The sequence below is a fragment of the Vogesella aquatica genome, from assembly GCF_028548455.1.
GTDB classification, from domain to species: domain Bacteria; phylum Pseudomonadota; class Gammaproteobacteria; order Burkholderiales; family Chromobacteriaceae; genus Vogesella; species Vogesella aquatica.
This window is the reverse complement of the sequence record NZ_JAQQLF010000024.1, coordinates 1-19,521: the sequence shown is the minus strand read 5'-3', so window position 1 is coordinate 19,521 and position 19,521 is coordinate 1. Positions and strand designations below refer to the sequence as shown.

The window sequence follows — 19,521 nt, the reverse complement described above, 5'->3', positions numbered from 1 at the left end:
CCCACCGGCCAAGCACACAAGAGCCAACCAATCGATAAGTTAGAGGACCACATGGAAAATCAATTCGCCCCCCCTCCTAGCGAGTTCAACTTTGCCCGCTATGTCATGGAGCTGAACGCCTCCCGCACCAACAAGCTCGCCTATATCGACGATGCCGGCGAATACACCTATGGCGAATTATTCGATCGTAGCCGGCGCTTTGCCGGATTGATGCAATCGCTCGGTCTGCACCGAGAGGAGCGCGTGATGGTGTGCCTTACGGACACCATAGACTTCCCCAGCGCTTTCCTTGGCTGCTTATATGCCGGCATCGTACCTGTTTTGGTCAATACGCAGCTCACCACCGATGACTACGCCTACATGCTGGCAAACTGCCGCGCCCAGGCAGTGGTAGTCAGTGCGTCGGTGTTGCCAACCATGACGGCAGCCCTGTCGAGATGCAACCATGAAGTAAAGCAGGTGCTGGTATCCCAGCCAGAGAAGGCTCTCGATGAGGGTATTCTCAATCTGCAGATTTCGCTCGACACGTCAGCGTTGGGCATTGCCGCCATCACCGCTGCCGATGAAATGGCATTCTGGCAGTATTCATCCGGCTCCACTGGCAAGCCCAAGGGCACGGTGCACACCCACGGCAACCTGTACTGGAGTGACGCGCTCTATGGCAAGAACATACTAAGACTGAACGAAGATGACGTCGTATTCTCGGCCGCACGGCTATTTTTTGGCTACGGGCTGGGTAATGGCATTATTTTCCCCCTCTGCGCCGGTGCCTGTGCGGTGCTGATGTCCGAACGCCCCACGCCGCAGGCTGTGTTCAAACAGCTGACACAGAGGAGGCCCACCATTTTCTACGGCGTACCAACCCTCTACGTCAGCATGCTCAACTCGCCCGCGCTACCCGCGCGCAGCGAAGTGGCATTGCGTCTCTGCACCTCTGCCGGTGAAGCATTACCACGGGAGGTCGGCGAAAAACTCAGCGAACACTTCTGCTGCGACATCCTGGACGGCATCGGCTCTACCGAGATGCTCCATATCTTCCTATCCAACCGTAACGGCGATGTGCAGTACGGCACCACCGGCAAACCTGTGCCGGGTTATGAAGTAGAGCTGCACGATGAGGCTGGCTGTGTGTGCGAGGCAGGCAAGATCGGCGAACTTTACGTCAAGGGTCCGTCTAGTGCCCTGATGTACTGGAATAACCGGGAGAAGAGCCAACACACCTTTATCGGTGAATGGCTCAAAAGTGGCGATAAATTCTGGCGCGACGACGAGGGCTATTTTCACTACGTCGGGCGCAGCGACGACATGCTCAAGGTGAGTGGCCAGTACGTGTCGCCGTTTGAAGTGGAAACCACGCTGATGCGTCATCCGGCAGTGCTGGAGGCCGCGGTGGTGGGCAAGCAAGATGACAACGGGCTTGTCAAGACCAAAGCCTTTGTGGTGCTCACCGACGACTACACGCCAAACGAGGAGTTGGTCAGCGAGCTGAAGAACTTCGTCAAAAGCAAGCTCGCGCCGCACAAGTATCCACGCGAGATCCAGTTTCTGCCAGAGCTACCGAAAACCGCTACCGGCAAGATTCAGCGCTACAAGTTGCGCGACTAAACGCGGTACTACCTCTTACCCGGCCTGCGTCACGGCCGGGTTTTTTCATTTTCAGGACCCGGGCATCCGGTTATCGGATGTCGCTCACAAAGCATCAAGATACGCCGGAGCAATTCACTTGATGCTCATCAGAATATTCACAGATAAACCTTTGACTGATCAATGTTTAAGCAATAAAGCATATGCTAAACTAGATGCAACATATCACCCGGCTTGACTACAAGAATCGCCATCATGGACACCATTGACGCAGTCTCCACCACGCATACCACTGGCCATATGCAAAAAGCAGAAGCCCCAGAGGCACTTCGCCTGCTGTTAAGGATTCTTGCCTGCACAAATGTGCTCGAAACCCAGCTACGTACTCGCCTGCGCCAGCAGTTCGAATGCACCTTGCCACGTTTTGACCTGATGGCTCAGCTAGACCGCCATCCTGATGGTCTCAAGATGGGCGAATTATCGCAGCGCTTGATGGTGACCGGCGGCAACGTCACAGGTCTTACCGATAAACTGGTGCAAGAAGGGTTGGTGGTGCGCCGGGACAATCCTGATGACCGCCGTGCTTACTCGGTGCACCTGACCGCTGCCGGCAAAGAATTATTCAGCCAAATGGCCAAAGAGCATGAGGAATGGGTAGTTGAACTATTCTCCGGGCTCAGCAAAGAGAAGAAAGAACAACTCTCTACCCTGCTGGGTGAGCTCAAACAAAGCCTGAACCACTTCATCTAGCCCGTCATCCGGTACACGCAGCACGCAAAAAAAGCTCCCGTTGCAATCAACGGGAGCTTTTCCAGTCTGCGGCCAACGTAGCCCTTAGGCCTGGCGTAACTCGGCGGCAGTCAGTTTTTCCTTGTCGCCACGGAAAATATGTAGCCGCTCAAGCAAATCCGCCGGAATCGGCACTGACTTGTTGGTTTCCAGCGACGTGGCGACCAGCACTTGCTCGGCACGCAGGCGCTCCTCTCCATTGGCAATGCAACTAATATGCAAGGTGATCGAGCGATTACCCAGCTTATGAACTGACAGGCCAAATGTCACTATGTCGCCAAACTTGCTTGGCCGCATAAAGTCGCAACTCAAGCTAACGGTGGGCAGCCCCAAACGTCGCCAGCCCAATAAATCTGAGTAGGGAATCTCCAGCTCTTCGTTAAACCACTCCTCAATGAAATTGTTAAACATGACAAAGTATTGCGGAAAAAACACGATCCCCGCAGGGTCGCAGTGCGCAAATCGAATCGGGACCTCCCGCTCGAAGTAGCCACCCATAGCGTGATGCTCCATGAAGTTAATTTCTGTGCTCATATGGCTTTAATCGTTGATTGGCCCCAGCCTGTCACGCGCCTAGTGCTTGATTGGCCGCCTGGAGTGCACTAAGCCCTGCATTCTGGCCAGCAAGCGCTTTCTCTCGCTCCAGGTTGCGCTCAAACTGGGTCTTCGCCACCTGGTACTGCACTGGCCATTTCACGTCGTGATATCCGATCTTGGCCGCTTCTATCAGCGTCCACATCGGCGAAGCCAGATGCGGTCGACCCACAGCACACAAGTCTGCACGGCCAGCGCCAATAATACTGTTAACGTGATCCGCCTCGGAAATGCCGCCTACCGCAATCGTGGGGATCCCCACCTCGTTGCGGATACGATCCGCAAACGGTGTCTGGTACATCCGGCCATAAACCGGTTTCTCTTGGCTGCTGACCTCTCCCGAAGATACATCGATCACATCCACACCAGCTATTTTGAACCAGTAAGCAATTTCCACCGCATCATCCGGAGTATTCCCCCCCGCCATCCAGTCATGTGCTGAAATGCGCACCGAGATTGGCTTGCTCGCCGACCATACCTCACGCACCGCCTTGAATACCTCGATCGGGTAACGCACGCGCCTTTCCACAGAGCCACCATACTCGTCGACGCGACGGTTGGTTAGCGGCGAAAGGAAACTAGATAACAGATAGCCATGAGCGCATTGCAGTTCCAGCCAGTCGAAACCAGCCTCATCGGCCATCTTGGCCGCATTGACGAAATCTGCTTTAACTCGTTGCAGGTCATCCTGGTCCATCGCACGAGCCATGATGCTATGTTCGTGCCATTGTTGCTCCGAAGCGGCCAGCAACGGCCACCCTCCCTCTTCCAGCGGCTGGTTATAACCCTCCCACGCCACCTTGGTGGCACCTTTGGCTCCGGCATGACCAAGCTGAATGGCGATCTTGGCCTGGGTGGACTGATGCACGAAATCGACAATTTGCTTCCAGGCTGGTACATGCTCGGGCTGGTACATACCCGCACAGCTCGGTGTCGAGCGTGCATCGGCCGACACGGCGGCCATTTCCGTGAATACCAAGCCCGCACCGCCTTGCGCGCGCGAGCCAAGATAGACCATGTGCTGCGCTCCAGGCGTGCCATCTACCGCCGAGTATTGCAGCATCGGCGAAACAATGACGCGGTTGCTCAACACCAGATCCCGAACTTTGAAAGGCAGGAACATAGGAGGGGGCGTTTCGCAGCCCAAGTGCTCTACACCTGCGCGCGAAGCCAGCCAATGTTCATAGCCTTCTACATAATCCTTATCACGCAAGCGTAGATTTTCATGCGAAATCCGTTGCGAACGGGTCAGCACCGAATAGGCAAACTGCTCGGGCTCCAGCCCAGCATAGCGCTCTACGTTCTCGAACCACTCTGTGGAATTGCGCGCAGCATTCTGGATACGTAGCACTTGCACGCTGCGTACCGCCTGATAGTGATTAAGTGCATCAGGCAGGCTGCCCGGATTGGCCCTGATACTGTTAGCGAGCTCGATAGCATCCTCGAACGCCAGTTTGGTTCCGGAGCCAATCGAAAAATGTGCAGTATGTGCGGCATCCCCCATCAGCACCACCGGACAATGGCCATTGTTGTGTACCCAGGTATTGCACACAACACGCGGGAACTTGATCCATTGCGCAGAACCACGCAGGTGGCTGGCATTCGAAATCAATGGGTTGCCGTCAAGATACTTGGCAAATACACGCTCGCAAAAAGCGATGGATTCTTCTTTTTCCATCCTGTCGAGCCCGGCCTTGAGCCAGACCTCCTCCGGTGCCTCTACGATAAAGGTCGAAGTATTTTCATCGAAACGATAGGCGTGTACTTGGAACCAACCCCATTCGGTTTTTTCGAAAGCAAAGGTAAATGCGTCGAACAACTTGCGTGTGCCCAGCCAGACAAATCGGCATTGACGTATATCGATGTCCGGCTGATAAGTTTCAGCGTACTTGGTGCGGATCCGGCTGTTCAGACCATCGGCCGCAATGATCAGATCGGCATCGGGATAGTCCTCATCGCTCTGCACTTCGGTTTCGAAAACAAGCTCTACCCCCAGCTCTTCGCAGCGGGCTTGCAAGATATTCAGCAGACGCTTGCGTCCAATCCCGCAGAAACCATGTCCTCCGGAACGTACTGCTGTTCCCTTGAAATTAACTTCAATATCATCCCAATGATTGAAAGACTCCAGGATTTCATCTGCCGTTTTTTCGTCGGCTTCCCTCAAATTGGCCAGTGTCTGATCAGAGAACACCACCCCCCAGCCAAAGGTATCGTAAGGACGGTTGCGTTCAATCACCTTGATATCGTGCTCAGGATTCTGCTGCTTCATCAGCAGCGAAAAGTACAAAGCAGCCGGCCCACCACCAATACAGACTATCCGCATGATTCTTCTCCTATTTCAACAGGTCCAATGAATAAACCAAGCATCAGTTAATTTATTCATGAATAATTTACAAATAAAGCAAATATCTGAGGTTTTTCCCGCATGCCGGCAAAAAGGCACTAATTACAACATCCGGCAGTAGGCCAAGTGACTAAATGATCACCCTCGTCAAACTTTGTCACCTAGCGTCTCTCGCCCTGCCACCCACCGCTGGGCAGCACCCGCTACTCGCTGCCCAAGCAGTTCCGCAGTGCGAACATCACTGGCCGGCGGCGTCAGTTCCGGACCCTGATCTGCATTAGATTGCGCCATAGCACCAAGGAAACTACCCAGACGGTTAATGTCAGCTACCCCAGCAATACTGGCGTTGTTACCCGCCTTCAGCCCCAGACTGACCCAGTACATGCCGTGCTGTGCGGCAAACACCGCCAAGTCCACTAGGGTATTGAGCTTGTCGCCACTTTGGCTGGCCGAGTTCGTAAAGCCCGCAGCCAGTTTGTCCCGCCATTGGCCACGCACTTCACGGCTCCACTCCATGAAATGCTTGAACTCCGCGCTGACACTCCCCATGTAAGTCGGTGCACCAAACACAATAGCCTCAGCATCGCGCAGCGTTTCCCAGTGCTTGGGCGCATCCCGTGCTCTCAGTAAAGACACTTCGGTGCCTGGAACATCCGCCACGCCTCTTGCCACAGCCCGAGCCAACACTTCCGTGTGGCCTGAACCGCTGTGATATACCACTACAATTTTCATGACCTAGCTCCCGGGGCCCTATCAATAGCGCCCAGACAACAACGAGCCCGCATTCGGAACTACAGTTTGCAGCCCCAGCTTGCGCAACATCTGGTAAGTAGTACACACAGCCGCCGACACCACCGGTATCCCGCATTCATTTTCCACCACCTGGATCGCCTCTAAAGATGGCATCTGCACACACGCGGACAACACAATGGCGTCCACGCCCTGGTAGTTGAGCTTCTTATAAATGTCGACCAGAGCCAGCGGATCTCGGCTACCCACCTCCAGATTGTTCGGAATCTCCAGCGCAATATAATCCTGCACCTCGATCCCTTCGCTCTCGATGTAGTCGACCACCAGCTTGGTCAACGGCTTCATATAGGGTGCTACCAGCGCAATGCGCTTAGCCCCCAAGGTATGCAGGCCATCCACCAGGGCGCCAGCACTGGTCACCACCGGGGTAGGAAAGTCATTGGCTACCGTGCGCTGGTGCAAACGGGCTTCCGACTCACGGTGATAGCCTTTACCCATGCTCATGATTGCAACCAGACAGGCATAACCCAGTACATCTACCTGGGCATCGGACAACTCGAGAGCACAGCGGTCAGAGTCCGCATCCATTGCTTCCAGCTGTTCCTTGGTCACCTCTTTCATGCGCATGCGACTGGAATGAAAAGTGAAACACTCCGGCTCAACGGCCTCCCTCGCACGAAACATGGCCGGTATTTCCGTTTCCATCGTAATGTTGGAACTGGGAACGATCTGGCCAATGCGATAACGATTTCGCTTCATATGCTCAATCCTTTAGCTGAGAGATGATCAAACCGCTACAACGTGGTTGCGCAGAATACCCAGCTGCTCTACTTCCGCTTCAACCACGTCGCCCGGCTGCAGGAATTCCTGTGGCACGCGACCTGCACCCACGCCCGACGGGGTACCCGTGGCGATGACATCGCCAGCTTCCAGGGTCACACCCGAGGTAATGTCGGCGATCAGCGTCGGCACTTTGAACAGCATGTATTTGGTGTTGGAGTCTTGCTTGGTAACCCCGTTGACACGCAGTTTGATGTCTAGGGCATGGGGATCCGGAATTTCATCAGCAGTGACCACATACGGGCCGAACGGCGCGTAGGTATCCTGGCCTTTCGAGAAAAACCACAGGCCCGAGCGACGTTGGTCGCGAGCACTGATGTCATTCATGATGGAGTAGCCGAAGACGTATAGCAGCGCCTCGGCTTCGCTCACCCCCTTGGCATCACGGGCCATTACCACGGCCAGCTCGGACTCCCAGTCAACCTGATTGGTCAGATTGGCATTGTGATGAATGGCATCATCCGGGCCGATTACCGCAGTGGATGCCTTGGCAAACAATACCGGGCGGGTCGGTAGCTCTTTACTGGTATCCAGCGTACGGCTGGACTCTTCAACGTGTTCTACATAGTTCAGCCCGATGCCAATGATCTTGTTCGGTCGGAACGGGGCCAGCAGTTTGGCCGATGCCGCCGGTACAGTAACGCCGGCCGGCCAGTTGCCTTCGGATTTGCCCAATAGCCCATGCGCCAGGGCCTGCATCTGCTTGCCCCCCTGGATGAACGCCAGCATATTGTCCGGCAACACCGTGCCTTCTACCTCTGCGATGCGGGCCAGGTCGACAATGACGTCCCCCACCACCGCACCCAGACGCCCCTTGGCTTGACCAATTTGATAGTTAACCAAACGCATGATGTATCTCCGACAAAGAAAATGAGAACGAAATGACGATGACTTTAGTAGATACGCATCGGATCAAGCTGGCTGCGGCTGATGCCCACCATTGTCCGGGTATGCCTCTTCGGCGTAGAACGCCAGCGAGTTGATGGCAGGAAAGTCGTTAAAGGAAAACAGCACTGCATCTTCACTGGAAGACAAGTTCACATGCTCGTGCCAAGCCCAGGAAGGCACGCAGAAGATGTCTTTCTCTTCCCAATCGAACCGCTTGCCGCCGATGATCGAATAGCCGTGGCCCTTAGCCACGTTGTACATGACGCTACCGGTGTGGCGATGCGCGCGGGTGGCCTCCCCAGGACGCAACATTTGCAGATGTGCCCCCATAGTCGGCATGACGGACTTGCCGGTCAGCGGGTTTACGTACTCCATGATGATGCCGTCGAATGGCGAACCGTCACTGACCTTGGCCTGACGCTGCAGGGCGTCGTAGGACGGCCCCCACGGAAAATGCAGTAGCGGCGAGTAAGGTCGATCCCACTTGTTCTGGGTAGGCAGTAGCGTGCCGCCAGCGTAAGTGCTGTAAGTCGTACCTTGTGTCTTGGCCTGCTGCCGGATTTCCGGATGCACCGCATAGAAATTCGCATCCAGTGCGTTGACCAGCGGGATATCCAGACCATCCTGCCAAATACAAGGGCCTTCGGTGCCCTCGTGGCCGTGGTCATGCCAAGTGCCGTTCGGAGTGATCACGAAGTCGCGTGCGCCCAGCTTCATACGCTCGCCATCCACCACGGTGTACGCTCCCTGCCCCTCCATGATGAAGCGCAGCGCAGAGGCCATATGCTTGTGGGCAGAGGTAGATTCGCCCGGCTGCACGATCTGCAGGCCGGAATACAGCAAGCCCACGCTGGCGCTTACGTCATGACGCCCAGGATTGAGCAGCATGACCACGCGGCGCCCGGAATTCTCAGGAGAGACCAGTTCAGAAGAACGCACCACCAAGGGACGCAATTCTTTGTAGCGCCACAACGTGGGCACGGACTTAGGCGCGGGGAACCACGGCTCGATATCGTTGGCTACCGTCCACAAAGCACCCGCCTCATATTCAGCAAGCTGCTCGTAATAAGCATTCAGCTCCGGCGTGTCTTCAACATTGGCGCGCCCGATCACATTTTCTCTTGCCATGTCATACCTCTCTTTCAAGATCCAAAATCAGGGTGTGGGGGGTAATTACTTTGTGGCCCGCATTTCAGCCAGGACACTTGGCTCCATTGCGTTGATACCAACTTGAGCCAAGCCGTTGTCAGACACACCTGCATCCTTGATTGCAATAGAACGCAGCGGCGTTTTATTAACGTGCAGTTGGAATACATCGAATCGGTTGTAGTGGCCGATGATGTCGTGCATCTGCTTGGGTTGAATGCATTTGGCCAGGTCGATGTCGGCGTACACGATGCCTTCCTGATCGATCAACGGCTCACCGATAACGCGGCCATCCGGCCCAAAGATGGCTGAGAATGCACTGTTCTTGCGCCGTAGAAGTGCGGCGGCATCCGGCACCTCATTAGAGAAAGCCTCGATCATTTCGTCAGAAATGGTGGAGCAAGAGACAATCGAGAAAAGCTTGCCTTCGAAGGAGTGTGCGGAAGAACGCACCTTAATGGCTTCGGCCATGTCATAGTCGGCCGGCGCTACTGGCAACGAGATATAGTTGGCGACGTGCACCAGTTCTCCCTGAGCCAGCAGCGAGAAGCGCGCTAGCGTATTTGTATTCTCGCCGCAGGCCAGACCACCCAAAGGACCGATCTCTGTCTCGTACACGCGCAGCGAGCTGCCATCACCCGGCGTCCAGGTCAATTTCTCTGCCCAAGTAGGCACCAGCTTGCGGTGAACACCCAGCAGATGCCCCTTGTTGTCGATAAACACCACCGAGTTGTAAATCACCCCCAGGCTCGACGCACCGCGCTCGTTCACCCCGATTACTACATGACAGTTAGCATCGCGCGCGGCGCCGCACAGCGCCTCAATCTCCGGACCAGGGATATCAATAGCATTGCGATACAACTTCTCATACCAGGTACTGCCTTGAACCGGTGTCATGATCCAGTTCCAGTACGGGTAGCCCGAAACAAACACCTCGGGAAACGCCACCAGGCTAGCCCCATTGGCGCCCACTTCACGAATAAGGGAACAGGCTTTCTCGACCGTGGCGTCGACATTCAAAAAGACAGGCGATGCCTGTACAGCAGCCGCCTTGAAACGTGGAAACTCACGCATAACATCCTCCGATGTGCCCCAGGTCGAAGCGGCTTACCTTGCCGCCCTTAGCCTTGAGAACTTTTGAAGCACTGCCAGGCACGTCGGCATGGCAACTACTCCATCACAATGTTCATGTGTAAAAAATATAGTTACATTTATTTTAGATGTCAACTATTTATTCGTAAACAAGAACCGCCCTGTGGTAATCGGCACCGGCGACTAACTGTATCTGGTAGACCGCCACCACTTTGCCAGCGCGCTGCTGCGCGTGGGCGTGACCGAGGCGCCAGTGCAGGTCATCGGCAAGCTGCCGGCTTCTGGGCACAGATGCAGGCACGGCACTGGGCCTGGCTGTATAACCAACAAGGCCAGCCGCTGGCGCCGGCGCAACTACCCACCACGCTAAGCGCACTGCCCGACTACCCGTACCGCAGCCTGGCCGGCTGGCTGCAGGACGACGGCTACTTCAGCAAAAAAGACGACGTATACTTTGTGGAATTTGCCTGGGCCAGCTGGCTGGGCAACAAGATGGGCTAGACTGACGTTACCGCCGCCACATTGCCGGCACAGCTGGCGCAGGCGCAACAGCTAGCCTGCAGTCCCGAGGCCAGCCCCCTGCCCGGCTACCCCGGCAAGGCGTGCAAGAAGCAGTAAGGGGGTAGTTGGGATGCATGCTGGGAAATAGCCGCGTACTGCACCCCAATACAATCATGCGCTTGCATTTGGGCGCGATATCTCCCCGGATGCGGCTGCGCCTTATCCAGGCTACTTACCAAAATTGATCAAACAAATCCGGATCGATATCACATACAGTGTTGAGCAGATGGAGAATGCACTGCACAGGGAAATCATATCGAGGCATGCAAATGCTTGCCACTGCAATACACGTAAGAAAGGTATCAGCCAATGAGTGTCGTTAATATTTCAAAAGATCTGGACAGCCCCACATTTATCCCAGACATCTGGCGGGAAACAATTCATAAAATAGTTGATGCCTTTTCTGACGGTGATTACTCCCTTTCAACAGGCATTAGCAATGTTCTTCCCATATCGCAGAGTACTGCGCTAGAGCTTGAGGAGAGTATTGCTACATATGGCGCAAGTTTAACAACACTGCCAGAAAAAACCTGGGACACATCGCAGTGTCAGTGGGCTGGGGATTTTTGGGATGTGCTTATTGATCTTTTTACAGTCGAAGAGGGGCGAAGCGATCTGGTTTTGCAGTTGCGGGTTTACGAGAAAGACCATGATTACCTGTTTAAGGTTTACATGATTTATGTACCCTAAAGAACAAACTCAGCCCGTACCCCGGATAAGTGTCGCATCCCTGACGATCATATAAGAAATCGGCTACTCAAACTGAACACAGCACGAGAAGTCATGGGTATCCTGCTACAACTCTCCCGAGCACCCAATCCATGATCGTCAAACTGCACAAACAAGCCCGCACCACCCCCGCCATCCGCGAGGAAATCAAACACGCCGTCGGCACGCTTACCGAGTTGGCCGCACGCTTCAATGTCAGCATCCACACCATCCGCAAGTGGAAGCAGCGCGACAGCGTGTTGGACCAGCCCCATACCGCCCACCGCCTGCAGACTACCCTCAGCCCGGCGCAAGAAATCGTGGCGGTTGAACTGCGAAAGCTTTGCCGTCTGGGCCTGGACGATTTGCTGGTCGTCGTACGCGAATTCCTCAATCCGGACGTTTCCCGCTCCGGCCTGGACCGCTGTCTGCGTCGGCACGGCGTAGGTAACTTGCGCGATCTGGATACGCGGCCAACCACCCCGGCCAGCAAGCCATTCAAAGCCTACGAGCCTGGCTATTTCCACATGGATATCAAATACTTGCCGCAAATGCCGGATGAAACCTCGCGCCGCTATCTGTTTGTCGCCATCGACCGCGCTACCCGGTGGGTATTTGCCCAGCTACGCCCGAGCAAGACGGCGAAAGAGGCCAGGCAATTCTTGGCGGCGCTGCATAAAGCCAGCCCATGCCACATCCGCACCCTGCTGACAGATAACGGTAGCGAGTTCACCGATCGTCTGTTCAATAAGCAGAAGCAGGCCAGCGGTCACCATGAATTCGATCAGCTGTGCGTGGCGCTGGCGATCGAGCACCGGCTAACCAAGCCTCGCCACCCACAAACGAATGGCATGGTAGAGCGCTTCAACGGGCGTATCAGTGAGGTGCTGGCCACGCACCGCTTTGAGTCTGGGCAAGATCTGGAGGCGACGCTGCTGCGTTATGTCTTGTTGTACAACCAGCATCTGCCGCAAAGGATGCTGGCGCATCAGACACCATTGCTGGCGATGAAACAGTGGCAGAAATCACATCCCGAACTGTTCAAAAAGCAGGTGCGTAATCGTCCGGGACTGGACATGGAAGCAATCCCACCCAAAGCTATCATCCTCCTATTGCGAATTCTTGAAAAGCACCCCGATTTTTTACCTGAAATACGTGCAAGTGAATAAGCTGCTTGGATAAAAATCCATCTAGTGCCTAGGAGTACGAACCTCGGAATCGCATATGGCGAATGACCAACTTCCGGCCGGAGCGGATGTTCGAGTTCTAGATGAGCGGTGGCCGCTTACTGATTGGAAGCGGCCACAAACGTATCGAGCAAACGTGGGGCGATTCACCGAGTGAAGGTTAATTACTATTCAAAAGGGATGCCAATGGTGCGGGAGCATACAGAGCACTTTGGAATTCTGGCACATACTCGTACTTCACCATTTTCCCCAATTGCAAGGACTTGATGTAGCCGGAAAGGCTACCATCACTTAGCACCAGCTTGGCTGCGTCCGCACTCGAGCTGGAGGCATAAGCAAGCTGGCGTGATATGGCATGGCCATAGGTCAGCCGTCCCTGCTGATCCAGATTGATAAAACCGTTGTTCACCATGCCGACCTCACGCGATAGGTCGGCCAGCTTTTTTCCCTCGAAAACAACGTCGGTTTTGCCGGTTTTGTTGTCTTTGATAGAGAAGGTAAGAGACTGTTCGCCGTCCTTGACATCAATACTGGTCAACCATTTGGGTAAGTTGTATCCAACTACGCCCCGAACTCTTGCAAGTTCGGTATCTACCGGCAGTTTCAGGACATAGCCCCAGAAATCTTTTGACAGCGACTGGCCAATCAAGCTTAAAGGACCGAAATTGGAATGGCCGGGTTTGTTGGTAATAATTGAGAGAGCGACCTCGTTATAGCTATCATTGTCGCAATAGTGGTAGGCATAAGCAGTAAATGCAACGAGCCCCCGGCCTGGCCATATTTGAAGTGGCTGGACTTCTTTCAGTACTGCGACCGGCATCAACTCTCTCAACATGGCAATATCGGCCGTAAATACGGCGGTGATTCTACTGTTTTTGTAATAGAAGTTTGGCGAGTAAGACTCAAAACCGATATCGACCTTCTCTTTTTTCAAACCCTTGAACCAACTAAGATCAACGTCTGGAGCTTCCGTGGCAATGACCGATAACGGCGGATTGGAGCGATAGCGGTCGTACAGACCACCAGCCGGTACAGGGACGTCGTTTCCGGCAATATTGATAGGGACCTTGGCAGTCTGTTCTTTTACTGCGCCAGCCTGCGCCCAGACATGCGTGGCAGCGATATTCAGCAGCAGGCCGACTATTGTGGCGGTATAACGTATACTCATGGTGGGCACCTTTAATGAATAGTTCAAGTTCGTATCAGCAATGTGGATGGGTTACTTTTTTTGATGGAATACATTAGTTGAAGCACTCTTCCACTCTTGCGAATTTTGTACTGGCCAGAATAAAAAACCGTAGTATCGGGACGTCAGTTCGGCCAGCCACATGGCAGCGTAACCTTCAAGGTTGCTTTATGCTCAAGTAGAGGTTGGATGTTTTTCGGGTACCATGTTGTAAAAAAGCAATATCGCTGCGAGCCTGCTTTGCAAATAAAAAAGCGACATAGCTGGATTCGAATTTCATTCGAATGAAAATGCTCAGTTACAGCAGGCCATAAAAAATGGCCAGCATGATGCTGGCCAAAACGCAGTACAGAGGGAGTGTGCACTGATAAAAAAATCTCTCGGATTTGGGACGCCACTGAATACTGCGTGCTACCGGTTTTCAGCTGGTCCGAGTGTCACCCGTATCGCCAGCTCCGCTAGCTTGCCAAAAGGGGCATGCAGCAGACGTGGAAAGCTCCAGCGCCCTTGCACATAAACGCCCTTAGCATGGCTCATGGCGCGGAAGCCCTCGATACCATGGTAGGCGCCCATGCCACTCGGGCCGATACCGCCAAATGGTAAGTCGTCCTGGGCCACATGCATCAGGGTGTTGTTGATGCCGACATTGCCGGAAGTCGTCCTGTCCAGGAGTGCCCGGCAATCTGCGTCTTGAGTACCGAAGTAATATAGCGCCAGCGGACGGGGCCCGGCATTGATATAGCCGATGACATCGCCCATGGTGCGGTATGTACGCACCGGCAGGATGGGACCAAAGATCTCCTCCTGCATCACCGCCATCTGCTCATCCACATTCACTAGCAGCATGGGAGCAAAGCTGCGTGCCCGCAGTACTGCGCTCTCCGGTGCCACGCCGGCCGTGATGACGCGAGCGCCCTGGCGCTGCGCATCCTCTACCAGGCTGGTCAGCCGGTCAAAGTGACGCTGACTAATGATGGAGGTGTAGTCCACACTGGTCGGACCAGCTGGATAGAAGTCTGCCACGGTGGATGTGTAGAGGCTGATGAGGTTGTCTAGGTCGCTCTCATGTACCAATGCATAGTCGGGCGCGACACAGGTCTGGCCGGCATTGGATAGCTTGCCGTAAACCAGACTGCTTATGTTCTGTCGGTTGACATGACCACGGGCAATCACGGCCGGGCTCTTGCCACCTAGCTCCAGGGTAAGCGGCACCAAGTGCTCGCTGGCCGCCTGCATGACCTTGCGACCAACGGCAGTACTGCCGGTAAACAGCAGATGATCGAAGGGAAGTCCACTGAATGCGGCTCCTGCTTCAGCACCGCCCTGGATGACGGCTACTTCATCCGGCTCGAAACAGTCGGCCAGCAGCCTCTGGATGGTGTCGCTAGTATGCGGCGTTAGTTCCGATGGTTTGATCATGGCACGATTGCCAGCAGCTAGCGCGGTAGCCAGCGGGATGATGGTGAGGGCAAGCGGATAGTTCCACGGTGCCATGATGCCGATGACGCCTTTGGGCTGGTACTCGACATGGGCACTGCCTGCCCTGTAGAAAATGCTGACATGCCGTCGTTGCGGTTGCATGAAGCGGCGCAGTCTGCGCGACAGATAGTCTATGGACTGGATCGCGCCTGTCAGCTCCATGATGGCCGTTTCATGCCGTGAGCGGTTACCGAAGTCTACGCTGATAGCCGCCGCCACTTCCGTCCGGTACGCCAACACTGCGGTGCGTAGTGTTGCAAGGTGTTGACGTCGCCTAGCAAGGTCGGGGGTGCCATCTCGAAGAAATGCCGCACGCTGTCGCTGCAGGGTATCGATCATGCAGGCTTGGGGAGTTACTTCATGGGGAGTCGTCATATTTCACCTGTCGATGTGATCATGCAGCTACGGCTTGAGCATTTATCCAGCGGCGGTAACGGTAATTCTTGAATGTGGTATCCCACTGCTGCTGTGCCAGCGCTATTGCTGGAGCAACATCGGGACGGGGGCGTTTACCCCGGCTAAGACGGCTCATCTGGTACTTCACCATCGCCATATACGCCAGCGATGCTAATACCTTGTTTTTCCATGGAATGGCACGCAGCAAGGAAGTCGCCGTGGTGTCAACGTGCCAAGTGCGGGGGAGCCTTGGATCTATCGCCAGTGCAGTGGCCATGCCGGCCATGGCAATACCGCTTTGCAGTACCTGTTCCACCACTGGATAGCGGCGGATACCGCCGGTTACCATGATGGGCATCCGGGCAACGGCGACGATGTCGCAGGCAAACTCGAGGAAGTAGGCTTCGCGCGCCAGCGTACGGCCATCGCGGGCCTTGCCGTGCATAGCGGGTGCTTCGTAGCTACCACCCGACAGTTCGATCAGGTCCACCCCCAGCGGGTTCAACATCGCAACCACCTGTTTGGCATCATCGGTGCTGAAGCCACCACGCTGGAAATCGGCGGAGTTGAGCTTTACCGAAACGGAAAAGTCGGGACTTACCGCTGCGCGTATCTCTCGGATGATATCCAACAACAACCGGGCACGGTTCTCAATACTGCCACCCCAGTTATCTTTGCGCTGGTTGGTGATGGGCGACAGAAACTGACTGAGCAGATAGCCATGTGCGGCGTGGATCTGCACGCCGTTGAAGCCGAAGCGTGCGGCCAACTGTGCTGTGTGGACAAAGCGAGACTTCACCTCGGTAATGTCAGCCTCCGTCATGGCGCGTGGTAGCTCAAACTGTTTGGAGAAATTACCCAGATCCAGCGCCACAGCCGATGGCGCAATGGCTTTCTGACCCAGTGCAGCCGGCATCTGGCGGCCAGGGTGGTTAATCTGCATCCAGACTTGTGCGTCCTGCGCACGGCCAGCGGCCGACCACTGTTCAAAGCGGGCGCCGAATTGCGCTGACTCCAGCACTACGCCACCCGGACCGGTCATGGCGTGACGATCCACCATGACATTACCGGTAATCAACAGACCAGCACCGCCTTCCGCCCAAGTGTGGTACAAGCGGATCAGATCAGCGGAGGGTGCATGATCCTCGTCGGCCATGTTTTCCTCCATGGCAGCTTTGGCAAGGCGGTTCGGCAGTTGAGTGCCATTGGGCAGGGTCAGGGAAGTGAAGGGTGTCATCGTGGTCTCCCGGGTAGAGGAAACTGCACGATAGGATTAAAGCCAACTTGAAGGTCAAGCCAAGATCGAGAAAAAACGCGTCGCCGCCGCCTGATGCTTGCCATGGACTAAGTTGGCATTTTGTCAGCCATCTCGCCACAGTCTCGCCGGCAGTCAGGACTGGAAATCTAGCTGTTGACATTAAAGTTTACTTTAAGCTTAGCATGGTGCTTGCCATCATTTCTGGCAGGCTGTCGTATCTGGCCTGATGACGTGGTGGAATATTCTATGATTCGAAGGGTATTACCCATGTCCATTTTCAAACAGCTTGCCCTGCTCGCCCTCTCGCTATTTATGATGAAAACCGCTATCGCTGAATCGACCACCAACATGTCTACCAATGCTGGCAAGGTGCTTGTGGTGATGACTAATCATGACCACTATCCGAGTAGGAACGACCGCACTGGACTGTGGCTAACCGAGCTGACCCACGTTTACGATGTTCTGATCAATGCAGGCTACACCGTGGATTTCGTCAGTCCACGTGGTGGTACCGTGCCATTGGACGAGCGCAGCTTGGGCTGGCTGTATCTGGATACTGCGGCCAAGGCGCATCTGCATAACCCGGCTTTCTTGGTGCGGTTGCAATCGACCAAGGCGGCGGCCGAAGTCGACCCTACAGGCTATCGCGCGATCTTCTACACAGGCGGTCACGGCACGATGTGGGACTTCCGTGACAGCAGGGAACTCAAACGCATCGCCGAAAGCGTCTATCGTCATGGCGGCATTGTGTCGTCGGTGTGTCATGGTGCGGCCGGTCTGCTGGATCTAGAAACGGATGACGGCACGCCGCTAATTGCCGGCCATCGCGTCACGGGGTTTTCCAATCTGGAAGAAACGCTGTCCGGGGTAAAAGATCAGGTGCCCTATATGCTGCAGAGCGAGATGGAAGCCAGGGGCGCCCGCTACGAAAAATCGCTCATCCCGTTCAGCAGCTTTGTGCTGACAGATGGCCGTTTTGTTACCGGGCAGAACCCAGGCTCCAGCAAAGAAGTAGCTCAAGCATTGTTGGCCGCATTGCAAAACCTAAAGCAGCCGTAAACCCGTCACCAAGTATATGTTTCAGTAAGGAACAGTATGAAAATCGGAGAACTGGCCAAGCGTACCGGCATGGCGGCTTCGGCAATCCGCTTTTATGAATCCAGGGGCCTGCTGAAGGTGGCAAGTAGGCAGGCGAATGGCTACCGCGACTACCCTCCAGAGGCTGTGGCAGTACTGACCATCATCAGTGATGCACAGCAGGCCGGTTTCTCGCTGGATGAAATCAAGCAATTATTACCTGCGGATGTTTCCTCTTGGCAGCACGACGCATTGATTGCCACACTGCAACGCAAGGTCGCGGACATTGAGACATTGCAGGTGCGACTGACTCAGAACAAAGCGCATATTCAATCGCTGATTCAGTTGATTGAATCCAAGCCGGAAGACATGGATTGCAAGCTTAATGCTGCCCGAGTGATAGCCAGCATGGGTATCACCATCGATAAATAAGGCACAGCACGGATGCCGCAATCTCAACCCATTTTTCAGGATGTCAGACCAATCATGCAAACAATCCTTGGCGCCAATGGCCAGATCGCAGTAGAACTTGCCCGCGAGCTACACAACAAGTACACCCATGATATACGGCTTGTCAGTCGCAACCCGCGCAAGGTCAACGCTACCGACATGTTGATGCCAGCCAACCTGCTTGATGCTAGTCAGACACGTGAGGCGGTCAAGGGAAGTGAAATTGTCTATTTCACCGCTGGTCTGCCACCGGACACAGCGCTTTGGGAGGCACAGTTCCCCTCAATGCTAAGGAACGCTATTGATGCGTGCCGGGCTGAAGGTGCCAAGTTTGTCTATTTTGACAATACTTACATGTACCCGCAGGACGATAGGCTTCTTACGGAAGAGACATCTTTCGAACCGGTTGGCCGAAAAGGCAAAATACGTGCGGACATGGCCGCTATGGTGCTGCAGGAGATGGCACGGGGGGAGATACCCGTCGTCATTGGGCGAGCTCCCGAGTTTTATGGCCCTGGCATCACGCAAAGCATTACAAACACCCTCATCTTTGACAATCTTAAGCAAGGTAAGGCGCCTCGTGTTCCCGTGCGTGATGACACAAAGCGAACCCTCATCTGGACGCCGGATGCGAGTAGAGCATTGGCAGCGCTAGGCAACACCCCGGACGCGTTTGGACAAACATGGCACTTACCTTGTTGCGATGACCAGCCAACCTACAGGCAGTTCGTCACCATGGCGACTGCGGCATTTGGAAACGCGCCTTCTTACTCGGTAATTGGCAAGTGGGCCTTTGCCATTTTTGGCTTGTTCTCCAAGCCGGCAAGGGAAGTTCGGGAGTTGCTTCCCCGCTATGAGCGCGACAACCTGTTTGATTCGAGCAAATTCAAGCGCCGCTTCCCCGACTTTGTCGTGACAACATACCAACAAGGTATTGGCGAGATTAAGCGTGAGACCAAGTAGTTTGTCCCGGGATAAATTGCCTCTCGTTCATTAGTAACCTTCTCGGCTGCTTCTAAAATGAAAGCAGCCATTTTCTATCGGGCATGAAAAGGCCTGCTTTGGCCGAGAAGCGGGCGTGTACTGAATTTTGTGTAAACGGACATTTGGCAGGAAACTGCTACCTAGTCTGGAGGCACAATGAGCTCGAAAAATCACAACGTACCTGACGCACTACTGGACAGCTTGCTGG

The 19,521-nt window shown here is 54.7% G+C and carries 17 protein-coding genes and 1 pseudogene; 8 read left to right on the top strand and 10 right to left on the bottom strand.

Annotated elements, in window-relative coordinates; translation table 11 throughout:
* Positions 1–51 precede the first annotated feature (51 nt).
* The gene (locus PQU95_RS15900) at positions 52–1,605 is read left to right on the top strand and encodes a benzoate-CoA ligase family protein (protein WP_272752922.1); all 1,554 of its coding nucleotides are present in this window, start codon (positions 52–54) and stop codon (positions 1,603–1,605) included.
* 234 nt (positions 1,606–1,839) lie between these two features.
* The gene (locus tag PQU95_RS15895) at positions 1,840–2,334 is read left to right on the top strand and encodes a MarR family winged helix-turn-helix transcriptional regulator (RefSeq protein ID WP_272752921.1); all 495 of its coding nucleotides are present in this window, start codon (positions 1,840–1,842) and stop codon (positions 2,332–2,334) included.
* An 84-nt stretch (positions 2,335–2,418) separates the two neighbouring features.
* On the opposite strand, the gene PQU95_RS15890 is transcribed toward PQU95_RS15895, so the two are convergent.
* From PQU95_RS15890 to PQU95_RS15860, 7 genes are all read right to left on the bottom strand, one after another.
* The gene (locus PQU95_RS15890) at positions 2,419–2,907 is read right to left on the bottom strand and encodes an acyl-CoA thioesterase (protein ID WP_272752920.1); all 489 of its coding nucleotides are present in this window, start codon (positions 2,905–2,907) and stop codon (positions 2,419–2,421) included.
* 31 nt (positions 2,908–2,938) lie between these two features.
* The gene (locus tag PQU95_RS15885) at positions 2,939–5,290 is read right to left on the bottom strand and encodes a bifunctional salicylyl-CoA 5-hydroxylase/oxidoreductase (RefSeq protein ID WP_272752919.1); all 2,352 of its coding nucleotides are present in this window, start codon (positions 5,288–5,290) and stop codon (positions 2,939–2,941) included.
* A gap of 168 nt (positions 5,291–5,458) precedes the next feature.
* Positions 5,459–6,043, bottom strand: a complete 585-nt coding sequence (locus PQU95_RS15880) for a flavodoxin family protein (RefSeq protein ID WP_272752918.1) — start codon at positions 6,041–6,043, stop codon at positions 5,459–5,461.
* Between the two features lie 21 nt (positions 6,044–6,064).
* Positions 6,065–6,820, bottom strand: a complete 756-nt coding sequence (locus PQU95_RS15875; protein ID WP_272752917.1) for a maleate cis-trans isomerase family protein — start codon at positions 6,818–6,820, stop codon at positions 6,065–6,067.
* Positions 6,821–6,847: 27 nt separating this feature from the next.
* Complete coding sequence (locus PQU95_RS15870) at positions 6,848–7,750, bottom strand: fumarylacetoacetate hydrolase family protein (protein ID WP_272752916.1); 903 nt, start codon at positions 7,748–7,750, stop codon at positions 6,848–6,850.
* 63 nt (positions 7,751–7,813) lie between these two features.
* Complete coding sequence (locus PQU95_RS15865; protein WP_272752915.1) at positions 7,814–8,917, bottom strand: cupin domain-containing protein; 1,104 nt, start codon at positions 8,915–8,917, stop codon at positions 7,814–7,816.
* Between the two features lie 45 nt (positions 8,918–8,962).
* Complete coding sequence (locus tag PQU95_RS15860) at positions 8,963–10,009, bottom strand: carbon-nitrogen hydrolase family protein (RefSeq protein WP_272752914.1); 1,047 nt, start codon at positions 10,007–10,009, stop codon at positions 8,963–8,965.
* A 108-nt stretch (positions 10,010–10,117) separates the two neighbouring features.
* On the opposite strand from PQU95_RS15860, the gene PQU95_RS15855 reads away from it, so the two are divergent.
* The 3 genes and pseudogenes from PQU95_RS15855 to PQU95_RS15845 all read left to right on the top strand — a co-directional run.
* Positions 10,118–10,528 (top strand): ParB-like protein, encoded by a 411-nt coding sequence (locus PQU95_RS15855; RefSeq protein ID WP_308446616.1) that lies wholly within the window; start codon positions 10,118–10,120, stop codon positions 10,526–10,528.
* Positions 10,529–10,897: 369 nt separating this feature from the next.
* Positions 10,898–11,278, top strand: coding sequence for a DUF7668 domain-containing protein (locus PQU95_RS15850; RefSeq protein WP_272752913.1), 381 nt, complete (start codon positions 10,898–10,900; stop codon positions 11,276–11,278).
* A gap of 131 nt (positions 11,279–11,409) precedes the next feature.
* Positions 11,410–12,372: pseudogene (locus PQU95_RS15845) on the top strand (IS481 family transposase); the annotation flags it as partial.
* A gap of 271 nt (positions 12,373–12,643) precedes the next feature.
* Here the strand turns inward: PQU95_RS15845 and PQU95_RS15840 are convergent.
* The 3 genes from PQU95_RS15840 to PQU95_RS15830 all read right to left on the bottom strand — a co-directional run bounded on the left by PQU95_RS15840 (position 12,644) and on the right by PQU95_RS15830 (position 16,781).
* Positions 12,644–13,651, bottom strand: coding sequence for a hypothetical protein (locus PQU95_RS15840; protein ID WP_272752912.1), 1,008 nt, complete (start codon positions 13,649–13,651; stop codon positions 12,644–12,646).
* A gap of 429 nt (positions 13,652–14,080) precedes the next feature.
* A complete protein-coding gene (locus tag PQU95_RS15835; RefSeq protein WP_272752911.1) occupies positions 14,081–15,487 on the bottom strand; it encodes a coniferyl aldehyde dehydrogenase in 1,407 nt (468 codons plus the stop codon).
* Positions 15,488–15,542: 55 nt separating this feature from the next.
* The gene (locus PQU95_RS15830; RefSeq protein WP_272752910.1) at positions 15,543–16,781 is read right to left on the bottom strand and encodes an NADH:flavin oxidoreductase/NADH oxidase family protein; all 1,239 of its coding nucleotides are present in this window, start codon (positions 16,779–16,781) and stop codon (positions 15,543–15,545) included.
* Positions 16,782–17,069: 288 nt separating this feature from the next.
* On the opposite strand from PQU95_RS15830, the gene PQU95_RS15825 reads away from it, so the two are divergent.
* The 3 genes from PQU95_RS15825 to PQU95_RS15815 are packed head-to-tail and all read left to right on the top strand — an operon-like array spanning position 17,070 to position 19,292.
* The gene (locus PQU95_RS15825; protein ID WP_272752909.1) at positions 17,070–17,861 is read left to right on the top strand and encodes a type 1 glutamine amidotransferase domain-containing protein; all 792 of its coding nucleotides are present in this window, start codon (positions 17,070–17,072) and stop codon (positions 17,859–17,861) included.
* A gap of 36 nt (positions 17,862–17,897) precedes the next feature.
* Positions 17,898–18,311 (top strand): MerR family transcriptional regulator, encoded by a 414-nt coding sequence (locus PQU95_RS15820; protein ID WP_272752908.1) that lies wholly within the window; start codon positions 17,898–17,900, stop codon positions 18,309–18,311.
* Between the two features lie 54 nt (positions 18,312–18,365).
* The gene (locus PQU95_RS15815) at positions 18,366–19,292 is read left to right on the top strand and encodes an SDR family oxidoreductase (RefSeq protein ID WP_272752907.1); all 927 of its coding nucleotides are present in this window, start codon (positions 18,366–18,368) and stop codon (positions 19,290–19,292) included.
* The last annotated feature ends 229 nt before the right edge of the window (positions 19,293–19,521 follow it).